Here is a 20,710-nt window from a genome sequence, read left to right as displayed (position 1 = left end):
ACGAAGACAGCAAGAAGCAACTGCTCTGCTTTTTGTGGTGGCAATACAATTCGGACGCGGGGTGGAGCAGCTCGGTAGCTCGTCGGGCTCATAACCCGAAGGTCGTCGGTTCAAATCCGGCCCCCGCAACCAACTTCTGACTGATTTTCTTCTGCATTACCTCTCTGATCCCCTCCAGCATCTGTTGCTTACACACAATAATGTGTGTTTTTCCGATCCCTCTCGCCATTTGTTCGGTATCATCCTGCTTTCTGTTCATGGATGAGGCCGCACCCTGTGATGACCCCTTTTAGCTATTCTTCTCCCCAAATCACGATGCAGAACACCTCCCTCGCCGAGGTAATGGCAGGGCCGACTGCCGTCAAACTCCTGCTCATTGCCGACTCAGCGCGCGATACCCTGCTGGCGACGCCTCCCTTTGCCGCCGTGGCAACCCAGATAGCCCTGGGTCAGAAGGCCCCCTATTCCCTTGACGACAGTCAGGGGCTGCAACGGGTGATCTTCATGGATGCCCGCCTGGTCCTGGATCATCGGCTCTACAAGCAGGTGCGCAGCTGGGTGGGCTCGCTGGCGGGCCTCAAGGCGACGCACCTGGCGCTCCATCTGGAGGGCTTTGACGATGAGCATCGCGCGCAACTGGCAAGGGTGGTGCTCGCCTGCCTGCTCGCCGCCGATGTGACCCTGCCGACCCAGAAACGGAGTGAGGCGACAAGACCGGGTTATCAGCAGTTGCAACTTTCCCCCCCTTGCGAGCTGGACATGGCCCGCCTGAGCGCAGAAGCCGAAGGCAACGGTCTGGCTCGCCACCTGGCAGTGCTGCCCGCCTCCGAGCTTGACGCCCAAGGCTACCGGGCTTTTGTGCAGCAACTGGCGCAGCAGGAGGGGTGGCAGTGGCAGGAGTTTGACGAGGCGGCCCTCGCCACCCTGGGCGCCGGCGCCTTCCTGGCGGTGGCCAGGGGCTCGGCAAACGGTCAGGCCGCCATCGTCAGGCTCAGCTACTGCCCGGCCAACCCGGTGCGCCGCCTCGCGCTGGTGGGCAAGGGGATCTGTCACGACTCCGGTGGCTACAACCTGAAAGTCGGTGGCAGCATGTATGGCATGCACCTGGACATGGGGGGCAGCGCGGTGGCCCTTGGCACGCTGCTGGCCATCAGCCGGGCGAAACTCCCCGTTGAGGTGCACTGCTGGCTCGCCATCGCCGAGAACCACATCGGCCCGCAGGCCTTCCGGCCCGGTGAGGTGGTGACCGCCCTCAACGGCACCACCATCGAAGTGGTGGACACCGATGCCGAGGGTCGCATGGTACTGGCGGATGCCCTGACCCTGGCGGCCGGGGACAACCCCGACTTGCTGATCGACTACGCCACCCTGACTGGCGCCTGCAAACGGGCGCTCGGCAGCCGTTACAGCGGTGCCTTCTCCAACCGCCCCGAGTGGCTCACCACTCTGATAGCGCTGGGCCAGCAGAGCGGGGAGCGAGTCTGGCCCTTCCCCCTGGACGAGGATTACGATGACAACCTCGATAGCGAGTGGGCCGATCTGTTACAGTGCGCGCCGGGCGCCTCCCCGGATCACATCGATGCCGCCCGTTTTCTCACGCGCTTCGTGCCCGCCGAGCTTCCCTGGTTGCACCTCGACCTGAGTGGTTTTCGCAACAAGGGGGGCAATGGCGTGGTGGGCAGCGAGGTAACCGGCTTTGGTGTCAGGTTGACCCTGACCCTGCTCGACAGCCCTCTGGGGATGGGGGCGCCCGACGCATGACAACGTGGCCAAGCACAATCAATAAGGACAAGCGTGAAACAAGCAAGCTATGACTGGGTGCTGTTCGATCTGGACGAAACCCTGCTCGATTTTCCGGTCGCCAGGGCGCTGGAGCGGACCCTGCAGATCTACGGCGTGGCGCCGACTCCCCCCAAGATGGCGGAGTACCATGCCCTCAACCAGCGGCTCTGGCAGCAGTACAACTCAGGGGAGATTGACGCCACCCACCTGCAGCAGACCCGTTTTTCGCTCTTTGCCGAGCAGGTCAACGTGGCGCCCATGGCGATGAACGAGACCTTCCTGCAGCAGATCATCGCCCTGAGCGTGCCGCTGGAGGGGGTGGAGGAGACCCTGCAGGCCCTGAAGAGCAAGGTCAGAATGGGGATCATCACCAACGGCTTCAGCCTGCCCCAGCGCGGGCGCCTCGACAAACTGGGCTGGAACAGCTGGTTTGAGCCTCTCGTTATCTCTGACGAGGTGCAGGTGACCAAGCCGGCGGCGGCCATCTTCCAGCATGCCTTGGCGCAGATGGGTCAGCCGAGCCCGGCGCGGGTGTTGATGGTGGGGGACAATCCCAAGACCGACATCGCCGGTGCCGCCGCCCAGGGGCTTGCCACCTGCTGGTACAACCCGGGACGGGAGACAGGCCCGTGCGAGGCGACCCACGAGATCCACCACTTCGCCCATCTCTGCGCGATCGTGCTGGGAGAGTAGGTCCCCTATGCCCGCAAGGATGTAAAAAAACAAGGCAGCCCATGGGCTGCCTTGTTTGCATCCGGCGTCTGCTAGCGGCCGAGGCGGGCGAGCAGCCAGGCCTCCAGCAAGGCCACTCCGGGGGCCAGCACGGCTTCGTCGAAGTCGAACTCCGGATGATGGTGGGGGGCCGCGAGGTTGGCTCCCAGGATGAGATAGGCGGCTTCGCCGCCGTGCTGCTGTACCCGCTCGATGAGGAAACCGGCATCCTCGCTGGCCCCGAAGCGGCGGGTGTGGATGGTATCAAGGGAATTCCCCTGTGCGAGAGGCACGATTTCCTCGATGAGGGCTGGGCTGTTCTCGATGCCGATCGCTTCCCCCTGTTTGCGGATGTGGTAGGTCGCGCCCTGCATCAGGGCCGCCCCCTCCACAATCTGCTGCACCTGATTGAACATGTAGTCGTTGAGGGCCGGCGTCGCGCCACGGGTCTCCCCCATCAGGCGGGCATGGCCCGGGATGACGTTGCGTCCACTGCCGCCGTTGAGCTGCCCCACGTTGATGCGGGTCATGCCATCCCGATGGCGGGGAATGCCGAGCATGGCGGTGGTGGCCATGCAGGCCGCCGCCAGGGCATTGTGGCCTGCGTTGGGCTCGAGCCCCGCATGGGCGGCTTGCCCCATGAACTCCACGTCGAATTTGGTTGAACAGAGAAACTCGGTGGGGTTGACCACCAGCTCACCGCTGCTCGCGTGAATGCCGATGTGCAGTGCCAGCAGAGCGTCCACGTCGTCGAGCTGCCCCCCTGCCGCCAGCGCCTTGCCGCCTCGGCAGCCCTCTTCAGCCGGCTGGAAGAAGAGCTTGATGCGGCCAGTGAGGCGATCGGCGAGGGCCGCGATCCGCTCGGCCAGCACCAGCCCGATGGCGGTGTGACCATCGTGGGCACAGGCGTGCATCCAGCCCGGGTTGGCGGAGTGCCAGCCTCCCTGGCCGGGCAGGTGTGACACCTCCTGGCTCTCTTCGACCTCCACCGCATCGATATCGAAGCGAAACGCCAGGGTGGGGCCGGGGCGCCCGCTCTCCCAGAGTCCCATCACGCCGGTGAGTGCGTCGATCCGCGTCAGCCACTCCGGATGCGCCCCCTGGTACAGGGCACGGGCCTTCTGGGCCTCGACGTCTATTTCCCGTCCCATGATGAGGGTGCTGGTGAGCAGTTGATCCCCCAGCATGATGGAGAAACCGAGTTCAGTGAGGTGTTGGGCTATGAGGGTGGTGGTGCGAAATTCACACCAGGCGGCTTCGGGGTGACGATGAAGGTCGCGGCGCCAGTGGCGCAAGGCATCCTGAGTCATGGTGGTTCCTGCGTAGCAAATCCAGCGGCCATTGTGACGGGCAGGGGGACAAGAGTAAATCCCGCAGGGGGAGATGCGACAAGGGGAGCCCGGGCTCCCCTTGAAAGATGGCATGGATGTCGACGAGGTCGTTTTGTGTGCGCAGATAGCGCTCAATGATGGCTTGGCATCATCCTTTGCCAGGGCGCGTCAAAAACCCATGTTGCAGTCTGTTTTTTGAACCGCCCCTCTGGGGCAGAGGTGGCAGATGGCTGATTGGCCTACTTAGAGCTGTGCCAGCGACGGCATGGAGACGGCAACCAGAGTGAAAAACACGGTGAAAACGGCGGTAACTACGAACTCTTTCATGATTTTATCTCCCTTGGTTGGCTCATGATGGAACCAAGATACCACAACAGAACGATAAAACAACGAAAAATGTAATTATGAGGCAGAAATGGTTTGGTGGTGGAATGCGGCTGCATTTTTCCAAGTTTAAGGGCGTTTTTTGTCCTGTGAAGGGTTTTATGGTGATGCCAGTGAAAGTGGATGCATATAAAGCCTTTAAATACATTGAGTTATGTTATTTTTATGACGCTCTCTTTGGTGGTTCCGATTGGAGTTTTTGTGGTGATCTCCATTTTTCAGCAGCAAAATGGCCTGCGGGATGCGCAGATTGATGTCGCCATAGGGAGGTTGGTGGCTGCTAGCCAGGTTTTGTCATCCCATGTCATGTTTTCTCACGACTTGTGCCCTAACCTCAGTCTGCAAGGCTGTTGCCAGCCAGGGTTATCCGATGAAGCCTCAATTTTCTGCTCATCCCAAACAGGCTGGGTGCAAAAAGAGTACGGAAAAACGACAAAAGGGCCGTCAAAGGAGCATGGAAGGGAAGGGGTAAGGCGGGAAAATGGGGGTTTGACCTTCATGGGGCCTTGGGTGGCCGGAAGCCCCGTTTTTCGCTGTTTTCTTGGGGGGCGAGCCACCGGGCCCGCGCGCAGGGGAAGCGGGAGAGATCGTCGGCCCACCCGGGTGGCTATATGGCGCCAGTGTGATGGGATGAAGGGCAGGTGAGGCCTGGCGCAGGGCCGTGGCTCTGCGGCACCAAGACCTTTATCCAGACCCGTCGCGAACAAGGTGAGCAAGCAGAAAAGCGGGGGAAAGAAGTAAAGGAGAAGGTCGTGGGGTCAGAGGCTCAGGGCCGCCGGGCAAGGGGTAAGACATGGCGACAGTGGCCAGTGGATAGCCGGGCCCCCGCAGAGGGAGGAGGGGGTGAGGAGCCCGCATAAAAAAACCCTCCAGAGGAGGGTTTTTTGTCAGACCACAGCCTTTAGAACAGGGTGGTGGAGAGATCGTACAGCTCCTGGTTGAACGGGCGCTTCAGGTTCTCGATGCAGTCGATGATGTCGTGGTGCACCATCTCGTTGCCCTGAATGCCGACGCAGCGGCCACCCTGGCCCGCCAGCAGTTGCTCGACGGCGAAGGCACCCATGCGGCTGGACATGATACGGTCACGGGCAGTGGGAGAACCGCCACGCTGGATGTGACCCAGGATGGTGGCGCGGGTTTCGCGGCCGGTCATGGCCTCGATGTCTTTTGCCAGGGCGTTCACGTCGGTGACGTGCTCGCAGATGGTGATGATGGCGTGCTTCTTGCCCTTGGCTTCCCCTTCCTTGATCTGTTGCAGCAGCTTCTCCTTGTCGAAGGCCACTTCCGGCACGATCACGTACTCGGCACCACCGGCAACGGCGGCAGACATGGCCAGATCGCCGCAGTGGCGGCCCATGATCTCGACCACGGAGATGCGGTGGTGGGAGCTGCAGGTGTCGCGCAGGCGGTCGATGGCGTCCACGACCACGTTCAGGGCGGTATCAAAGCCGATGGTGAAGTCGGTACCGGCGATATCGTTGTCGATGGTGCCCGGCAGGCCGATGCAGGGGAAGCCCTCCTCGGTCAGCTTCTTGGCACCCATGTAGGAGCCGTCGCCGCCGATGACCACCAGGGCGTCGATGCCGTGTTTCTTCAGGTTTTCGACCGCTTCGGCACGGACTTTCGGATCCTTGAAGGCGGGGAAACGGGCGGAGCCCAGGAAGGTACCGCCACGGTTCACGACGTCGGAGACGCTGTGACGCTCGAGCTTGACGATACGGTCCTGGTGCAGACCGAGGTAGCCATCATAGATGCCGTAAACTTCCAGGCCATGATGCAGACCGGCGCGCACCACGGCGCGGATGGCTGCGTTCATACCCGGTGCGTCACCACCACTGGTCAAAACACCAATACGTTTGATTTGTTTGGTCATGAGTGCCTCTGGATCTGAGTTGTCGAAAATCAAGATTCTGAAAAATACGGCTGGCCGCTTTTACTATATCGGCTTTCCTATGGCGAGAGGGTCCATAGGAAAGCGATATGCAAAGAGGGGCGGGGCCCCTCTTTGCTTGGCGCTTACTTGGCGGCGCCAGCGATGATCTGGGAGAAGTCGTCCACTTTCAGGGACGCGCCACCCACCAGGCCACCGTCGATGTCCGGCTGGCCGAACAGGTCGGCAGCGGTGGCGCCAGTCACGGAGCCGCCGTACAGGATCTGTACCTTGGCAGCCACGGCTGCATCAAAACCGGCCAGGTATTGACGGATGTGAGCATGCACGGATTGTGCGATCTCCGGGGTGGCGGTCTTGCCGGTGCCGATGGCCCATACCGGCTCGTAAGCGATGACGGCGTTCTCGAAGGAGGCGATGCCGCAGCGATCGATCACGGCCTTGAGCTGGGTCTCGACCACCTGGTTGGTGGTACCGGCTTCGAACTGGGCCAGGGTTTCACCGATGCACAGCACGGGGATCAGGCCGCCCTTCTGAATGGCTTCGTACTTGGCAGCCACCACGTCGTCGGTCTCTGCGTGCAGGGTACGACGCTCGCTGTGACCGACCAGGGAGTAGGTGCAGCCGAAGGCTTTGAGCATGGAGGGGGCGTTTTCGCCGGTGAAGGCGCCGGACTCGTGAACGTCGGCGTTCTGGGCACCGTAGGCGATCTTGCTGCCGGCGGTCAGCTGTTCAACCAGACCCAAAAAGATAACCGGCGGGCAGACGGCCACTTGCACGGAAGGATGAGCGGCAGCGGCCGGGGTCAGTCCTTTGATCAGGGCTTCTACAGAAGCCTTGGTGCCGTTCAGTTTCCAGTTACCCATTACCAGGTGCTGTCTCATCTTCTATATCTCCTAGGCATTTGATTGCGCAACATTATATGAATTGAACCGAGCCCAAGATAGCTGACCCGGCGGCAAATGACGTAATTTTTTTTCGCTTTCCTGATCCAAATCAGGAATGCAAGGCGCGATTGCTCACTCGGTGACCTGCCCACGCAAACGGGCCCACCATACCCCAATCCACTCGTGAATGGCAGCCTCGGAATACATCAGATAACGCCCTTTGGGGAGGTAGCTGTAGAGGGGTTGTGGCTCCTGACTCTGCTTGGCGGTGTAATCGGTGGGAGCCGGCACCGCATCGAGTCCCTGACTGCGATAGAGAGCCATGGCCCGGGGCAGGTGGGTGGCCGAACTCACCAGCGCCACCCGCTTGCCGTTGAGGTGGGCGGCGATGCTGACCGCCTCGTCATGGGTGTCTTTGTTGTTTTCAAACAACGTCATGCGCGCACGCGGGATGCCAAGGCTGGCCGCCATGCGGGCGTTGACCTCGGCGTTCGACAGGGGATCCCCGGCCACGGCACCGGAGAAGACCAGCTCGGCCTCTGGATAGGCCAGGGCCAGGCGAACCCCTTCCAGGGTGCGCGCCAGGGAGATGTTGTTTTGCCAGGCGCGCTCTGGGATGGCCGGATCGCTCACATGACCGTTGCCCAGCACGACGATGGCCTGGATGTCAGGATGCTGGCTCACCTCGAAGGGGGGATAGGTCTGCTCCAGGCTGCGGGCCAGCTCGTAGCTCACCGGCCGCGTCCCCATCAGGGCGATGATCACCAAGGAAAGGGTCGCCAGCAGCCTGCCGCTTTTTTGAAAGCGGGTGAACCAGAGCAGCACGAGCGCCAGCACCAACAAGGAAAGAGAGAAGGGGAGCGGCATCAGCAGATGGCCCAGCCATTTCTTGATGACAAAGAAGTTGAGCTCGAACACGACAGACACGTCCTTGAGTTTTCAGCAAATTCGGGATGTGACAGAATACCCCTCTTTTTTCCTGTGGCCCAATCCTGTGTGGTTCCTCCTGCGGCCCTCATGGCGGGGCGGTCGAAGATGAGTGTGTCTTGAAGCAAGATCAGAGTTTTGACGGGCGCGCGGACAAGTTCGCTCGCAACATTTACGACTCCACCAAGGGGCGCATTCGCACCACCATTGTCTGGAGTGACATCGAAGCCTGCCTGGCGCGCCTGGGCAACCGGCCGCTGCGCATCCTGGATGCCGGCGGCGGCTTTGGCTACTTCGCCCAGAAACTGGCGGCCATGGGCCATCAGGTGGAGCTGTGCGATTTGTCGGCAGAAATGCTGGATCTGGCCCGGGAGCAGATCGCCCAGAAGGGCTTGGAAGACAGAATTCGTCTCATCCATTGCCCCATTCAGGATCTCAAGCACCAGGTGACCGGCACCTTCGATCTGGTGCTCTGTCACGCGGTACTGGAGTGGCTCGCCGAGCCGCGCCAGACCTTGCTGGGTCTGTTCCCTTTCGTCAAGGCAGGGGGCATACTGTCGCTGCTTTTTTACAATCGTCACGGCCTCCTGTTCCAGAGCCTGGTGGTGGGCAATTTTGACTATGTGCGCCTGGGCCTTCGCAAGAAACGCCAGACAGCCCTGACACCCACCAATCCCCAGTTGCCGGAGCAGGTCTATGACTGGATAGGCCGGGGGGGATTGCGGATCATCGGCAAGACCGGGGTGCGTGTCATCCACGACTACATGCGCCACAAGCAGGATCAGGTCGAGAAGTTCGAGGACCTGCTGGCCATGGAGCAGCAATATTGCCGCCAGGAGCCCTTTGTTTCCCTGGGGCGCTACATCCATGTGATGGCCCAGAAACCGGCCGGTTGAGCCCCACCGGCGTGAATACGATGCGGGATCCAGCCGCCGGGGCGCCACCGACCCCGGCCTATATCACCACGGCAGGCAAAGACCTGCCGACTATAACAACGAGATGATAACGTCATGATGAGTACATCCCGTACCCTGCCAGAGACGGTGGGATGGGTCAGACAGGAGGGGTTGGCGCTGAACCTCCCCACCGACAGGCTGGCCTTTCTGATAGCGATCAAGACGCTCTCCGAGGACGAGTCTGATCTCTCGGAGGCCGCGCTGCACGATGCCTTTGGCTATGTCAGCAGTGCCTTCGGCCAGATGGACGAGACCCTCACCGGTCGCGCCAACAACGCCATCAACGATCTCATTCGCCAGCAACTGCTGTCGCGTTTCACCACCGACATGGTGGCGGGGGAGAGCCTCTACCGCCTGTCGCGCCTTGGCATGAGCATCGTCGATTTCTTCATGGATCAGCGCCAGGTGGACTCCATCAAGCTCTCCATCCTGCTCGAGCACCTGGCGGCCGAGCTCGACACCGCCCGCAAGGCGGCGCTCGAGACCAACACCCGGGAGCAGTGGGACGCCGAGGTGCTGCCGCGCCTCTCCTTCTCCCTGGAAGAGACGCTCGGGCGCATCGATCTCACCCAGCGCGCCATGGACGAGCAGCAAAACCAGGTCAAGAGCGAGATCGCGGCCCTGCTGACCCAGAACTGGGTCGATGCCATTCACAGCTGCGAGAAGCTCCTGCACGAGACCGGCCAGACCCTGCGCGAGTTGCAGGACACCCTGGACGCCGCCGGCCACCGCCTGCAGGCGGGGCTGCTCAACATTCAGGAAGCGGCCCAGGGGCGTGAGGATCTGTTCCACGTCGAGGAGCTGACCCACGCCCTGCAGGGGCGTCTGGACGTCATCACCGCCTGGGGCCAGCAGTGCATCGAGCTCTGGTCCCGTTATGACAGGCACGTCCACAAGTTCATCCGCAACGCCATCGACATGGACAAGAACCGCGCCTTCAGCCAGCGGCTGCGGGAATCCATCCGCAACTTCGAGCAGCACAGCTGGTTGTTGCGGGTGGCCGAAGAGCCCCGTTTGCTGGAGCTGCGGGATGAAACCATCGCCATCCACGACGAGGAGGTGACCGGCGAGGTGCCCCTCGAGATGGAGTACGTAGAGATGGTGGACATCAACCAGGAGCTGGCGGAGCGCATCGAGCGCTACCTGGCCCGCTATCCGGAGCAGGGAGATCGGCTGGATCTTGCCGACGTGCTGCGGGAATACCTGCTGGACTACCCGGCCCATGCCCACTTCGACGTGGCGCGCCTCCTGATCGATCAGGCCGTGCGTCTCGGCCATGCCAGCGGTGAGCGCGAGCACCACCGCCAACCCGCATGGAAACCCATCAACCAAGCTGGATCCAAGGTTCAGGCCTATGTCATCGATCAATACTGAATTCCCCTTGCCCCTGCGTCTCGCAGAGGCCATCGCCAACCCCTTGTTTCCGCGCATCGACACCGCCCTGCGCTCCGGTCGCCACATCAGTGCCGACGAATTCGAGCAGCACTCGGCCCTGGTGGAGTACCACCAGGAGCTGGAGATCTTCTACGGCCGCTATCAGGTGGAACTCATCAAGGCGCCGGAAGGCTTCTTCTACCTGCGTCCGCGCCCGAGCGCAGACATCGGAACAACAGTGTTATCTGAGCTCGATATGCTGGTGGGCAAGGTGCTCTGCTACCTCTTCCTGAGCCCGGACAGGCTCGCCTCTGAAGGGGTGTTCGCCATGGGCGAGCTGCAAGAAGAGGTGCTGAGTCTGGCGGACGAGAAGCAACTGCTGCGCATGGTCAACAGCCGCTCCGGCGGCACGGATCTGGACAAGAAGAAGCTCCTCGAGAAGATCCGCACCTCCATGCGTCGCCTCAAGCGCCTCGGGATGATCACCCCCCTTGGCAACAGCGACAAATTCCGGGTCAACGAGTCCGTGTTCCGCTTCGCCGCCGATGTGCGCTCCGACGAGGATCCTCGCGCGGTGCAACTGCGGATGATCCAGGAAGGGGAGGCCATTTTCCACGACGACGAGATGCCGAGCAGCGATTCCCTGTTCGAGGATATCGAAGAGGATCTGGACGAAGAGCAGCTGGAGCTGGAGGTGGAAGATGATCTGCAACGTTAATGTGCCGGCACTGATGGTGTCTGCCGGTTTGATGGAGAGTGTGGCGTGAGAGGCAAATTCAAATCCCTGACCATGGTCAACTGGAACGGCTTCTTCGCCCGCACCTTCGATCTCGACCAGCTGGTCACGACCCTGTCCGGCGGCAACGGCGCGGGCAAGTCCACCACCATGGCGGCCTTTATCGCGGCCCTCATTCCCGACCAGTCACTGCTCCACTTCCGTAACACCACGGAGGCGGGCTCCTCCAGCGCGTCCCGCGACAAGGGGCTCTACGGCAAGCTGCAGCGCGGCCACTGCTATTCGCTGCTGGAAGTGATGAACAGCCGCGAGCAGCGGATCTGGGTCGGCGTCCACCTCGAACAGGTGGCCAACCGTGACAACAAGGTCAACATCACCCCGTTCGCCCTGGTGGATGTGCCCGAGCACCTGGCGCCCACGGATCTGCTGCTGGAGAAGCTCGACGACGGCAAGGGCCGGGTACGTGCCTTCGCCGATCTGAAGGGGGCGGCAGCGGAGCTCGGCGCCATCAAGGTCGCCAAGTTCAATACGGTGACCGATTATCACAACTTCATGTTCGAGTTCGGGATCACCCCGAAGAAGCTGCGGGATCAAAAGGATCGCGGCAAGTTCTACCGCCTGATCGAAGCTTCCCTCTACGGCGGTATTTCGTCTTCCATCAGCCGCTCCTTGCGTGAATACCTGCTGCCGGAGAACTCCGGAGTACGCAAGGCGTTCCAGGACATGGAGGCGGCCATCTACGAGAACCGCCGCACCCTGGAAGCCATCAAGGAGACCCAAGGTCAGCGTGATCTCTTCAAGAATCTCATCACCGAGACCACCCACTATGTGGCCGCGGAGTATGTGCGGGGCGCTGCCGAGAAGAGCCGCCTCTCCGAGCTGGCCCTCAAGGCACGCTCTGAGCTCGCCGGCAAACGCCGTCTGCTGGCCGAGGAGAAGCAGCGCGCCATCTATCTGGCGGACGAGGTGGATCAGCTCACCAACCGCGAGAAGCTCCTGACCGACGAGCTGGAGTCCGCCGCCGAGCACCTGGCCAAGGTGATGGCGGCCGTGGCCCTGCAAAAGAAGATTGCCCTCTATCGCGCCGATCTGGCGGAGCTCAACGACAAGCTCGAGCAGCAGCAGGCGGTGGTGGAAGAGATCCACGGCCAGTTGCTGGAAGTGGAGGAGCGCAAGGAGCTGGCCCAGGCAGAGGTGGACAGCCTCAAGACCCAGCTGGCCGACTACCAGCAGGCGCTCGATATCCAGCAGACCCGCGCCATCCAGTACCGTCAGGCGGTGCAGGCCCTGGAAAACGCCCGCGAGCAGTGCGAACTGCCGGGGCTCGAGCCTGCGCAGGCGAGCGACACCCTGCACCAGTTCCGCGCAGCCGAGCAGAGCCTCACCAGCCGGGTGCTGGGGGCCGAGCAGCAGCTGGCGCTGGCCAAGGCGGCGGTGGCCGAACACGAAGCGGCGCTGACGCTGCTGCTCAGCATCGCACCCGAGACAGTGCGCGAGGCTGCCTGGCCCACCGCGCAGGCGCTGCTCAAGCGCCACATCGAAGACAAGGCCCGCATTGCCCAGGGGCAGGGTCTGCGCGCCGCGCTGGCTCGCCTCGAGAAAGAGAGCGAAAGCCAGAAGACGCTCTTGCGGCTGCGAGACGAGCTGGCCCAGGCGTCTGGTCAGCACATTGCTAGCCAGGACGAGCTGGAGATCTTCCTCGAAGCCCAGCGCACCCGCCAGGAGGAGCTCTCCGAGCAGCAGGCAGAGGCCAATCAGCGCCGCGCCAGCCTCGAGCATCAGGGCACTCAGCTGGGCCGCGATATCGCGGAACTGACCAAGCTGGCCCCGCGCTGGCTCAAATCCTTTGAAAAACTCGAGCAACTGCGCGAGCAGAGTGGCTTGGCCTTGGCCACCGCCGAAGAACTCTCTTCCGGCATGCAGAGCGTGCTCGACAAGGAGCGGGAGTTCGAGCAGGAGAGCAACCGCATTCAGGGCCAGAAACAGGCGCTGGAGATGCAAATTCGCAACCTGCAGCTGGGTGCCGGCGAGGCGGATCCCCGTCTTGCCCGCATCGCCGAGCAGGTGGGGGGCGTGCTGCTCTCGGACGTCTATGACGACATCTCCATCGATGATGCCCCTTACTACTCCGCGCTCTACGGCCCGGCTCGCAGCGCCCTGGTGGTGCTCGACCTCGAAGGCGCCATCGAGCGGCTGAAAAAGCTGGAAGATTGCCCGGAAGATATCTACCTCATTCAGGGCAACCCCGACTCCTTTGACGAGGATCTGGTGGAAGCGGACGAGCTGGGGGACGCCGTGCTGGTGCGCACCAGCAAGCGTCAGGTGCGCTTCTCCCGCTACCCCGAGCTGCCGCTGTTTGGCCGCGCCGCCCGGGAAAAACGGATCGAGCAGCTCGACCTTGAGCGCGAAGGCCTCATCGAGGGTTACGCCAAGGCCGCCTTCGAGCAGCAGAAGTATCACCGCCTCTACGGGCATTTTCGCGACTTTATCGGCCAGCATCTGGATATCGCCTTCCGCCCGGACCCCGAAGCCGAGGTGCAGGCCAAGCAGCACGAGCAGCGCAAGCTGCAAGAAACCATCGCCGAGTGCGACAAGCAGCTGACCGAGGCCAAAGCGGCCGCCGCCCAGCTGACCCGCCATATCCAGCTGGTGCAGGGGATGCTGCCCTTTGCCCACCTCTTTGCCGAGACAGAGCTGGCTGCCCGCCTCGAGGCGGCTCACGCCGATGTGGAGGCGCTTAAAACAGCCGAAGCCTTTATCGCCAAACACGGCAAGGCGCTGGAAAAACTGGAAACCATGGTGCAGGTGCTGCGCCAGGATCCCCAGGATCTGGCTGCCCTGCAGGCAGCCTTTGACGAGGTGAGCGACCTGCTGGCCGCGCAGAAACGCCGTTGCTACGCCCTCGATCAGCTGGTGGCCCGTCTGCTGCACTTTGCCTATCAGGATGCGCAAGATCTGCTCGGCAAGGCCTCCGAGATGAGCGAGCGACTCAAAGAGAAGCTCAAGGCGGCAGAGCTTGCCGCCCGCACCGCCGGTGAGCAGCACAAGCAGATCACCCAGCGCCACACCGAGGCGCTGCAACTGCGCACGGCGCTTGATTCCAGCGCCTCGGCCAAGGGGCAGACCCTGGCGGAGTTCGAGCAGGAGCTGGCGGCCATGGGGCTGACTCTGTCGGATGACATGGAAGAGAAGGCCCGTGCCCACAAGAAAGAGATTGAAGAGCTGCTCATCCGCACCCGGACCCGCCGCACCAGCGCCGAGGCCCAGTTGCAGGTGTGCAAGCGCGAAATCGAGTCCCTTGGCGGTCGTCTCAAGCTCGAAGGCAAGGATTACTACAGCGCCCGCAAATCCCTGGTGGGTCACAAGGCGAGCTGGTCGCGGGTGGTGCGTCTGGCACGGGAGACAGACGTCGAGAAGCGCCTCAACAAGCGCGAGCTGGCTTATCTTGACAGCGACGAGCTGCGCTCCATGTCGGACAAGGCCCTCGGCGCCCTGCGGGTGGCGGTGGCCCACGACGAGGCCCTGCGCGATGCGCTGCGCCTGTCGGAAGGCAACCGCAGCACCGAGCAGAAGGTGGCCTTCTATGTGCAGGTCTACCGTTACCTCAAAGATCGCATCCGCAACGACATCATCCGCTCGGACGATCCGGTGGAAGCCATCGAGGAGATGGAGATCGAGCTGGCGCGCCTCGCCGACGAGCTCAAGCAGCGGGAAACCCACCTGTCCCTCTCCTCCCACGAGGTGGCGGCCAAGATCACCAACATCATCCGCCGGGAGCAGAACCGCATCCGGGTATTGAACCAGGGCCTGCAGAACATCGCCTTCGGTCTGGTGCGCGGGGTGCGTCTCAACGTCAATATCCGCGAGGCCCACACTCGCCTCCTGACCGCACTCGCCGATCAGAGCGCCATGCACAACGATCTCTTCGCCGACAAGGAGCTCAGCTTCTCCGAGGCCATGGCCAAGCTCTTCCAGCGCCTCAATCCGCAGGTGGAGCAGGGGGAGCGCAACTATCAGGTGATGGGAGACGTGCTGCTGGATTATCGCAACTATCTGGAGCTGGAGATCGAGGTGCAGCGCGGGGCCGACGGCTGGCTGCGTGCCGAGAGCGGCGCCCTCTCCACCGGCGAGGCGATCGGCACCGGTCAGGCCATCCTGCTCATGGTGCTGATCAGCTGGGAGGAGGAGTCCCGCCGTCTGCGCGGCAAGGACATCGCTCCCTGCCGCCTGTTGTTCCTGGACGAAGCGGCGCGGCTTGATGGCAAATCCATCGCCACCCTGTTCGAGCTGTGCGAGCGCCAGGACATGCAGCTCCTCATCGCGGCGCCGGAGAACATCAGCCCCGAGAAGGGCACCACCTACAAGCTCATCCGCAAGGTGCAGGGCAAGCACGAACATGTGCATGTGGTGGGGCTGCGCGGCTTTGGCTTCGCCGACGACAAGCTCATCGCCTGACAGAGGCTGACGGACGAGGTATGAAAACGGGAGGCTTGGGCCTCCCGTTTTACATGAGCAATGCATCTTTTTTTACAGTTAAAGCAACGGTAAACTGTCAAAATAATATTGACACCTATACTGGCCAGAATTACAAAAGGATTTTAAATGGCAATTTCACAGTATAAAAACCAAAAAAAACCACTTGAATATAGTAAAAATGAAATTGACCGTGCGGCTAGAGATATCAGGCATGGCATGGATGATACGGGGCGCTCTGAAGCTATAAGGAGAATTCAAGGATTTCGTGAATATCATCTTTACCCATTAATGTTGATGAAAAATCACTTGGCAAGAATTGCATCTCAGGTTAGTAACAAAGTCTTGGTTGCGAGACGACTTAAACGGCTTTCGACCATCATTGATAAGTTGGAAAGACCGACGCTAGATGGGCACAATACTAATTCAATTAAATTGACGCGTATGCAAGACATTGCGGGCTGTCGAGCTATAGTAAAAAATATAAAACAGTTGAAACAGCTTCAAAAGAAATTAGAGAGTAGTCGCTCGGTTCATAAAATAGTGAGTATCAAAGACTATCTCACACCTAAAGAAAGTGGATATGGTGGTGTTCATTTAGTGTACAGCTGCTATGAAAATCAACTGGCTGATCACGAATGGAAAAAAGCAAAGGTTGAAGTTCAGCTAAGAACTGAGTTGCAGCATGCTTGGGCTACAAGTCTAGAGATTATTGATACTCTTGAGCAGATTAATCTAAAGACAAGGCATGACGGGCATGATGACTGGCGTAAGCTGTTTTCCATCGCTGGGCGATTGGTATCACATGAAGAAAAAGCATGCGTTATCGAAGATGCACAAACTCTTATAAGTCTTAGGCAGGAGCTTTGTGAGCTTGCTGATAAGTTAGATGTTGTATTAAAACTTGCAAGGTATACATTAGCCATAACATTTACGACAGATCATAAAGCTGTAAAGCAAGGGAGGAGTGGACAGGGATTGTTTCTTGTTTGCATGCACATACTCGAAGAACAGGAAAAGAAAATACAGGTAACAGTTAAACACTTCTCAATGAAAAACAGTGAAAAAGCTCTTGCTGAGTTAAATGAAGCTGATTTAAATGAAAAGATAATTATATCTGTTCTTGTCTCCGCCTCTGATGTCCGTGCTCTAAAGCAGGCATACCCAAATTATTTTGGCTCCACACGAAAATTTAGTGACTTTCTCGAAAGGCAAAGGGGGGATTTGGGGTAGTATTGGTGGAGACTACATGTTGGTTGTTTTGTACAACCAGGCATATATCGATCAGCATATGGTTCCCCTGACAGGGGCTGACGGGTGAACACACAAACGGGAGGCTTGGGCCTCCCGTTTTCCATGGGAAATGTGAGAGAGTAGGCTCCAGCTCGCGGGCGCCCGTCTGGCCATGACAGCCGGACGGGGCGAACGCGACATCTCATAACGGGTCGAGGAAGTAGATGATGAGGACCATGGTGCAAAAAGGGCTGCTGGCCTCCCTGTGCCTGCTGCTGGCCGCCTGCAGCAGCCAGCCTGATGCAGGCAGTGCGGGCAACTGGCGAGGCTATACCCAGACGGGGCTTGCCTCCTATTACGCCGATCGCTACCACAACAAGCGCACCGCCAGCGGGGAGCCTTACCAGCGCCACGCCAACACCGCCGCCCACATGACACTGCCCTTCGGCGCCCTGGTGAGGGTCACCAACCTCGCCAACGGCAAGAGCGTGGTGGTGCGGGTCAACGACAGGGGCAATTTCCCCCGCGGGCGCATCATCGATCTCTCCAAAGCGGCGTTCAGCGCCATCGGCAATCCCCGTTCCGGGCTTATCAAGGTCAGGATTGAGGTGCTGTAGTCACCGGGTCTGCATGTGCCGGTGCCCCTCCATACCCGGGCCGCTGGAAGAGGGCGCTTCCCAGTGATCGCGGGCCATCTTCTTCATTCCATTGGTAATGTTGCCAACGCGGCTTCCCATTTTCCGGTGTGCCATTAAGATAGCCAAACGAAAAACAGGGCGTCTTTGCCATCTGGCGGCAACCGGGCATGGCATGGTGTGCGAGACACCCCTTCAACCCCTGCCCATGTTTCGCCGCTAAGGAGCAGGCTATAAAGAGAGACGTCATTCACAGGGAGGATCAGAACATGACTGACAAGCGTGCCATTCAGGCAACGGCCATTCCCGAGCACAAGGCAAAGTCCCTCTATCCGGAGCCCTTTGCCTCCCTGGTCAAGCACCGCACCCGGCGCAGGCTGGGGGATCATTTCGGCCTTGCCAATTTCGGGGTCAACCTGACGACCCTGGCACCGGGGGCCATCTCGGCGCTCAAGCACCATCACGGCCTGCAGGACGAGTTCGTCTATGTGCTCTCGGGCAATCCCACCCTGCGCCACGGGGAGGAGGAGTACCGGATGTCGCCGGGGGAGTGCATCGGCTTCAAGGGGGGCAGCGGCCTGGCCCACCAGTTGCTCAACCACGGTGAGGTGGACGCCGTCTATCTCGAGGTGGGGGACAGGCTGCCAGGGGACACCGTCGACTATCCCGACGACGATCTGGCCCTGGTACAGGGTGCCGATGGCGCCTGGTCAGCCAGACACAAGGATGGCACCCCCTACTAGGGTGCCTCTTCGGGCAATGAGAGAGACCTCCATGGTGTTCAGCCCCTTTTCTGCTGTCAGGGCAGAGGATTTTCTGCCGCTGCTCAACGACGAGACGCTGCGAAAGCACCTGATCCCTCACCCGCTTTTCGATGTGGCCGGGGTGCGCGACTGGATGGCGTACAAGCTGGGAGTCGACGCCCGGCCAGGTTGCCGCGTGCGCGCCATCTTCCTCGACGGCACCCTGGCGGGGTGGTGCGGTATCCAGCCCGATGACGAGGGGGTGGAGCTTGCCATCGTGCTCGCCAAGGCCGGCTGGGGAAGCGGCGTGGCGATTTTCAACGAGATGATGGGGTGGGCGAGGGAGCTTGGCCATCGGACGATACTCTTTCACTTGCTGGATACCCGCCCGCCTTATCTGTCCCTCGCCAGACGGGCCATCTGGGTGAGGAAAACGCGCCTGGGCGAACACCCTTTCACCACCTATTGCCTTGACGTTGAGCGCTGGTCTGCAGGCCCTTAGCCTGGACCAGGGGGCCGCAAGCCGTGCCGCCTCCTGGCGGGTCCCGTTGCCACCCTTTGCGCCATGATCCCTCCCGCTCGTTTGTTCCTCCGTGCACGGCGTGGTTATCCACCCCGTTGAACACAGTGTTCATTCTGCCCCCCTATATGGCCCCCACCGTCCTGCCTACACTGGGCAACGTCTGATGGGGGAGCATCCGGCAGTATAAATCGCTGTCCAGGTTGCACTCTCTGGCGTGTTGACGATGTACAACGGAGAAAACTGGATGAAAAAAGAGACAGACAAACTGGTATCGATCGCAGTGCTCAAGGCCCGTGACGGCATGGGAGAGCGCCTTCGCGATGCCCTGCTTACCTTGATTGACCCCACTCGCCAGGAGCCGGGCAACCTCGATTACGTGCTGTTCGAGTTGAAGGATGAACCCGGCACCTTCTACATGCGGGAAGCCTTCGTGAGTCAGGCCGCCCTGGATGCCCACTGTGAGACCGCGTATTTCCAGGCTTTCGCTCGCCAGGCGGACGAACTGCTGGCCGAACCCCTTCGGCTTGTCTTCATGGAAGAAGTGAGCCCCTGATCCTTGCCGCAGAGCCCGATGGTCCCCTCATCGGGCTTTTTGCCTTCAGCCTCGCTCCCGGCAATCGCATCTACCTGCTCGGCTGTGTGGCCATGGCCCTGAACCCCATCCTGATCAAGCGCTGCTACCGGGGGAGTCCTTCCTCCACCTGACCGGCTGGACCCTCATCTGCGCCACTGTGCTGCTCACCGGCATGCTGACCGGGGAGACAGTACACTGGGAACAGGTAGGCTGGGGGGTAGAAGGTGTGCTGCTGACCATGGTGCTCCTGCCCCTTCATGCTGGCAAACGGGGGGCTGTCTGAGGGGCCGCCTGTGGCCCTGATCAACCAGGGAGTGCGTCATGAGAAGAACCCTGATCCTGGTACGCCATGGCAAGTCGAGCTGGGAAGACGCGTCTTTGTCTGACCGCGCTCGTCCGCTGGCTGCGCGCGGGCTGCGCGATGCGCCCCTGATGGGGGCTCGTCTGGCGCACCTTGGGGTGAAGCCCGATCTCATCCTCTCGAGCCCCGCCTGCCGGGCCCTGACGACCGCCCGGCTGCTTGCCGGGGAGCTGGGTTATTCCCCGGACCGCATCGTCATCGACGAGGGCCTCTACGAGAGCGATGCCGGGACCCTTCTCGGGGTGGTGGGGGAGCTTTCAGATGATCTCGCCTGCGTACTGCCGGTGGGTCATGATCCTGCCTTCACCGACCTGGCTCATGGCTTTTCCTCCGGTATCACTCGCATGCCGACCTGTGCCGTCGCCCGCTTCATCTTCGACGCCCCCTCCTGGTCGGCGCTCCCGTCCTGCTCGCCGGTGGTGGCCGTGCTGGACTTCCCGAAGAAGAGGTAGGGGGGCGTCGGTTGCAGGCATGCAGAAACGACAAGGGGAGCCGCGGCTCCCCTTGTCGTGATGGTGACGGGGTCATTTGGCCGCGATGGGCCCCTTGGTGCCCGCATCGTTGTCGACCCAGCCATCTTCTCCCTTGAGGCGGCGATCCCCCTGGATGGTGTAGATGACCATGCCCTCCTTGAACACCAGGGCGCCGTCGGATTTCCTGGTACTGACCTGCTTGTCGTTGACCCACACCTGATCCTTGTCATCGATGCGGATGTTCGCGACCGTGGCGCCCGTCTCGGGGAAGGTGGCGACCCCGTTGCCGGCGTAGGGGCTGGCGCTGGCCGCTGCGGGGGCGGCGCCAAATCCGGCGGCGGCGTTCTCGGCCTTGCTCTTGTTGATGTCACAGCCGCTGAGCTCGCTCACCTGGGTACAGCCTGAGCGCTCCAGCTTCTGCTCATAGCTCATGTTCAATCCGCCGTCGGCGGCCGGGGCGGCGGTGCCAAATCCTGCCTTGGCGTTTTCCGCCTTGCTCTTGTGAATATCGCAGCCCTGGGCTTCGGTCACCTGGGTGCAGCCGGAGCGTTCCAGCTGTTCGGCGTATTTGTGGTTGTTGACATCCTCCCCCACCTTAGCGCTTCGCGTCACAGGAGGGGGATTCCCATTACTGGGTGATAGCTGCTCGCGCAGTACCGGGTTCCTGCTTCATCGGGCGGCCTGATTGCACCACGCCTCCACAGGCTAAAACGGCGTGT

Annotated in this window: 18 protein-coding genes and 1 tRNA gene; 14 read left to right on the top strand and 5 right to left on the bottom strand. The window is 61.1% G+C overall.

What is annotated here, in order from left to right:
• The first annotated feature begins 55 nt into the window (after positions 1-55).
• The 3 genes from MUW49_RS12180 to yjjG all read left to right on the top strand — a co-directional run bounded on the left by MUW49_RS12180 (position 56) and on the right by yjjG (position 2,475).
• Positions 56-132 (top strand) — tRNA-Met (locus MUW49_RS12180).
• 144 nt (positions 133-276) lie between these two features.
• Complete coding sequence (locus MUW49_RS12175) at positions 277-1,761, top strand: leucyl aminopeptidase family protein (protein ID WP_210538017.1); 1,485 nt, start codon at positions 277-279, stop codon at positions 1,759-1,761.
• Positions 1,762-1,794: 33 nt separating this feature from the next.
• Positions 1,795-2,475, top strand: coding sequence for a pyrimidine 5'-nucleotidase (yjjG, locus tag MUW49_RS12170; RefSeq protein ID WP_010674855.1), 681 nt, complete (start codon positions 1,795-1,797; stop codon positions 2,473-2,475).
• 71 nt (positions 2,476-2,546) lie between these two features.
• Here yjjG and MUW49_RS12165 read toward each other — a convergent pair whose 3' ends face one another.
• Positions 2,547-3,803 carry an amidohydrolase gene (locus tag MUW49_RS12165; protein WP_210538018.1) on the bottom strand — a complete coding sequence of 419 codons (1,257 nt, stop codon included), beginning with the start codon at positions 3,801-3,803 and terminating at the stop codon, positions 2,547-2,549.
• Between the two features lie 425 nt (positions 3,804-4,228).
• Here MUW49_RS12165 and MUW49_RS12160 point away from each other — a divergent pair, with 425 nt between their 5' ends.
• Positions 4,229-4,462 (top strand): hypothetical protein, encoded by a 234-nt coding sequence (locus MUW49_RS12160; RefSeq protein WP_210538019.1) that lies wholly within the window; start codon positions 4,229-4,231, stop codon positions 4,460-4,462.
• Positions 4,463-5,109: 647 nt separating this feature from the next.
• Here MUW49_RS12160 and pfkA read toward each other — a convergent pair.
• From pfkA to elyC, 3 genes are all read right to left on the bottom strand, one after another.
• Positions 5,110-6,081, bottom strand: coding sequence for a 6-phosphofructokinase (pfkA, locus tag MUW49_RS12155; RefSeq protein ID WP_010674852.1), 972 nt, complete (start codon positions 6,079-6,081; stop codon positions 5,110-5,112).
• A 143-nt stretch (positions 6,082-6,224) separates the two neighbouring features.
• Complete coding sequence (gene tpiA, locus MUW49_RS12150) at positions 6,225-6,980, bottom strand: triose-phosphate isomerase (protein ID WP_029314576.1); 756 nt, start codon at positions 6,978-6,980, stop codon at positions 6,225-6,227.
• A 135-nt stretch (positions 6,981-7,115) separates the two neighbouring features.
• A complete protein-coding gene (gene elyC / locus MUW49_RS12145; RefSeq protein ID WP_042863923.1) occupies positions 7,116-7,901 on the bottom strand; it encodes an envelope biogenesis factor ElyC in 786 nt (261 codons plus the stop codon).
• 128 nt (positions 7,902-8,029) lie between these two features.
• Here elyC and cmoM point away from each other — a divergent pair, with 128 nt between their 5' ends.
• The 10 genes from cmoM to MUW49_RS12095 all read left to right on the top strand — a co-directional run bounded on the left by cmoM (position 8,030) and on the right by MUW49_RS12095 (position 19,970).
• The gene (gene cmoM, locus MUW49_RS12140) at positions 8,030-8,806 is read left to right on the top strand and encodes a tRNA uridine 5-oxyacetic acid(34) methyltransferase CmoM (protein WP_039040723.1); all 777 of its coding nucleotides are present in this window, start codon (positions 8,030-8,032) and stop codon (positions 8,804-8,806) included.
• A 114-nt stretch (positions 8,807-8,920) separates the two neighbouring features.
• Entirely contained in the window at positions 8,921-10,240 is a 1,320-nt protein-coding gene (mukF, locus tag MUW49_RS12135; protein ID WP_042863922.1) for a chromosome partition protein MukF, read from the top strand.
• Positions 10,221-10,958 (top strand): chromosome partition protein MukE, encoded by a 738-nt coding sequence (mukE, locus tag MUW49_RS12130; protein WP_029314572.1) that lies wholly within the window; start codon positions 10,221-10,223, stop codon positions 10,956-10,958. The genes mukF and mukE overlap by 20 nt, the downstream gene beginning before the upstream one ends.
• Positions 10,959-11,003: 45 nt before the next feature.
• On the top strand, positions 11,004-15,431 hold the full coding sequence (gene mukB, locus MUW49_RS12125) for a chromosome partition protein MukB (protein ID WP_049636014.1): 4,428 nt from the start codon (positions 11,004-11,006) through the stop codon (positions 15,429-15,431).
• A gap of 147 nt (positions 15,432-15,578) precedes the next feature.
• A complete protein-coding gene (locus MUW49_RS12120) occupies positions 15,579-16,682 on the top strand; it encodes a RelA/SpoT domain-containing protein (protein WP_049636015.1) in 1,104 nt (367 codons plus the stop codon).
• Positions 16,683-16,909: 227 nt separating this feature from the next.
• Complete coding sequence (locus MUW49_RS12115; protein ID WP_162624605.1) at positions 16,910-17,299, top strand: septal ring lytic transglycosylase RlpA family protein; 390 nt, start codon at positions 16,910-16,912, stop codon at positions 17,297-17,299.
• Between the two features lie 287 nt (positions 17,300-17,586).
• A complete protein-coding gene (locus MUW49_RS12110) occupies positions 17,587-18,060 on the top strand; it encodes a cupin domain-containing protein (RefSeq protein WP_041215097.1) in 474 nt (157 codons plus the stop codon).
• A gap of 16 nt (positions 18,061-18,076) precedes the next feature.
• Positions 18,077-18,562, top strand: a complete 486-nt coding sequence (locus tag MUW49_RS12105) for a GNAT family N-acetyltransferase (RefSeq protein ID WP_049636016.1) — start codon at positions 18,077-18,079, stop codon at positions 18,560-18,562.
• A 265-nt stretch (positions 18,563-18,827) separates the two neighbouring features.
• Positions 18,828-19,136, top strand: coding sequence for a putative quinol monooxygenase (locus MUW49_RS12100; RefSeq protein WP_042879252.1), 309 nt, complete (start codon positions 18,828-18,830; stop codon positions 19,134-19,136).
• Between the two features lie 342 nt (positions 19,137-19,478).
• Positions 19,479-19,970: a histidine phosphatase family protein gene (locus MUW49_RS12095; RefSeq protein WP_049636017.1), complete on the top strand. Its 492-nt coding sequence runs from the start codon at positions 19,479-19,481 to the stop codon at positions 19,968-19,970.
• Between the two features lie 72 nt (positions 19,971-20,042).
• Here the strand turns inward: MUW49_RS12095 and MUW49_RS12090 are convergent, their stop codons facing one another.
• Positions 20,043-20,603, bottom strand: a complete 561-nt coding sequence (locus MUW49_RS12090; RefSeq protein ID WP_080988556.1) for a hypothetical protein — start codon at positions 20,601-20,603, stop codon at positions 20,043-20,045.
• Between the last annotated feature and the right edge of the window lie 107 nt (positions 20,604-20,710).

It is taken from the genome of Aeromonas sp. LsrichE-8G, assembly GCF_022869435.1.
GTDB lineage: Bacteria > Pseudomonadota > Gammaproteobacteria > Enterobacterales > Aeromonadaceae > Aeromonas > Aeromonas caviae.
The sequence above is the reverse complement of the archived record's forward strand: the minus strand, read 5'-3'. Positions and strand labels throughout refer to the sequence as shown.

Bases quoted from the DNA above. Each gene is read 5' to 3' on its own strand.
- MUW49_RS12105 (WP_049636016.1), top strand. From the start codon at position 18,077: ATGAGAGAGACCTCCATGGTGTTCAGCCCCTTTTCTGCTGTCAGGGCA.
- MUW49_RS12095 (WP_049636017.1), top strand. From the start codon at position 19,479: ATGAGAAGAACCCTGATCCTGGTACGCCATGGCAAGTCGAGCTGGGAA.
- MUW49_RS12165 (WP_210538018.1), bottom strand. From the start codon at position 3,803: ATGACTCAGGATGCCTTGCGCCACTGGCGCCGCGACCTTCATCGTCAC.
- MUW49_RS12160 (WP_210538019.1), top strand. From the start codon at position 4,229: ATGAGGCAGAAATGGTTTGGTGGTGGAATGCGGCTGCATTTTTCCAAG.
- pfkA (WP_010674852.1), bottom strand. From the start codon at position 6,081: ATGACCAAACAAATCAAACGTATTGGTGTTTTGACCAGTGGTGGTGAC.
- mukF (WP_042863922.1), top strand. From the start codon at position 8,921: ATGATGAGTACATCCCGTACCCTGCCAGAGACGGTGGGATGGGTCAGA.
- mukE (WP_029314572.1), top strand. From the start codon at position 10,221: ATGTCATCGATCAATACTGAATTCCCCTTGCCCCTGCGTCTCGCAGAG.
- tpiA (WP_029314576.1), bottom strand. From the start codon at position 6,980: ATGAGACAGCACCTGGTAATGGGTAACTGGAAACTGAACGGCACCAAG.
- MUW49_RS12110 (WP_041215097.1), top strand. From the start codon at position 17,587: ATGACTGACAAGCGTGCCATTCAGGCAACGGCCATTCCCGAGCACAAG.
- MUW49_RS12100 (WP_042879252.1), top strand. From the start codon at position 18,828: ATGAAAAAAGAGACAGACAAACTGGTATCGATCGCAGTGCTCAAGGCC.
- MUW49_RS12115 (WP_162624605.1), top strand. From the start codon at position 16,910: ATGAGGACCATGGTGCAAAAAGGGCTGCTGGCCTCCCTGTGCCTGCTG.
- MUW49_RS12120 (WP_049636015.1), top strand. From the start codon at position 15,579: ATGGCAATTTCACAGTATAAAAACCAAAAAAAACCACTTGAATATAGT.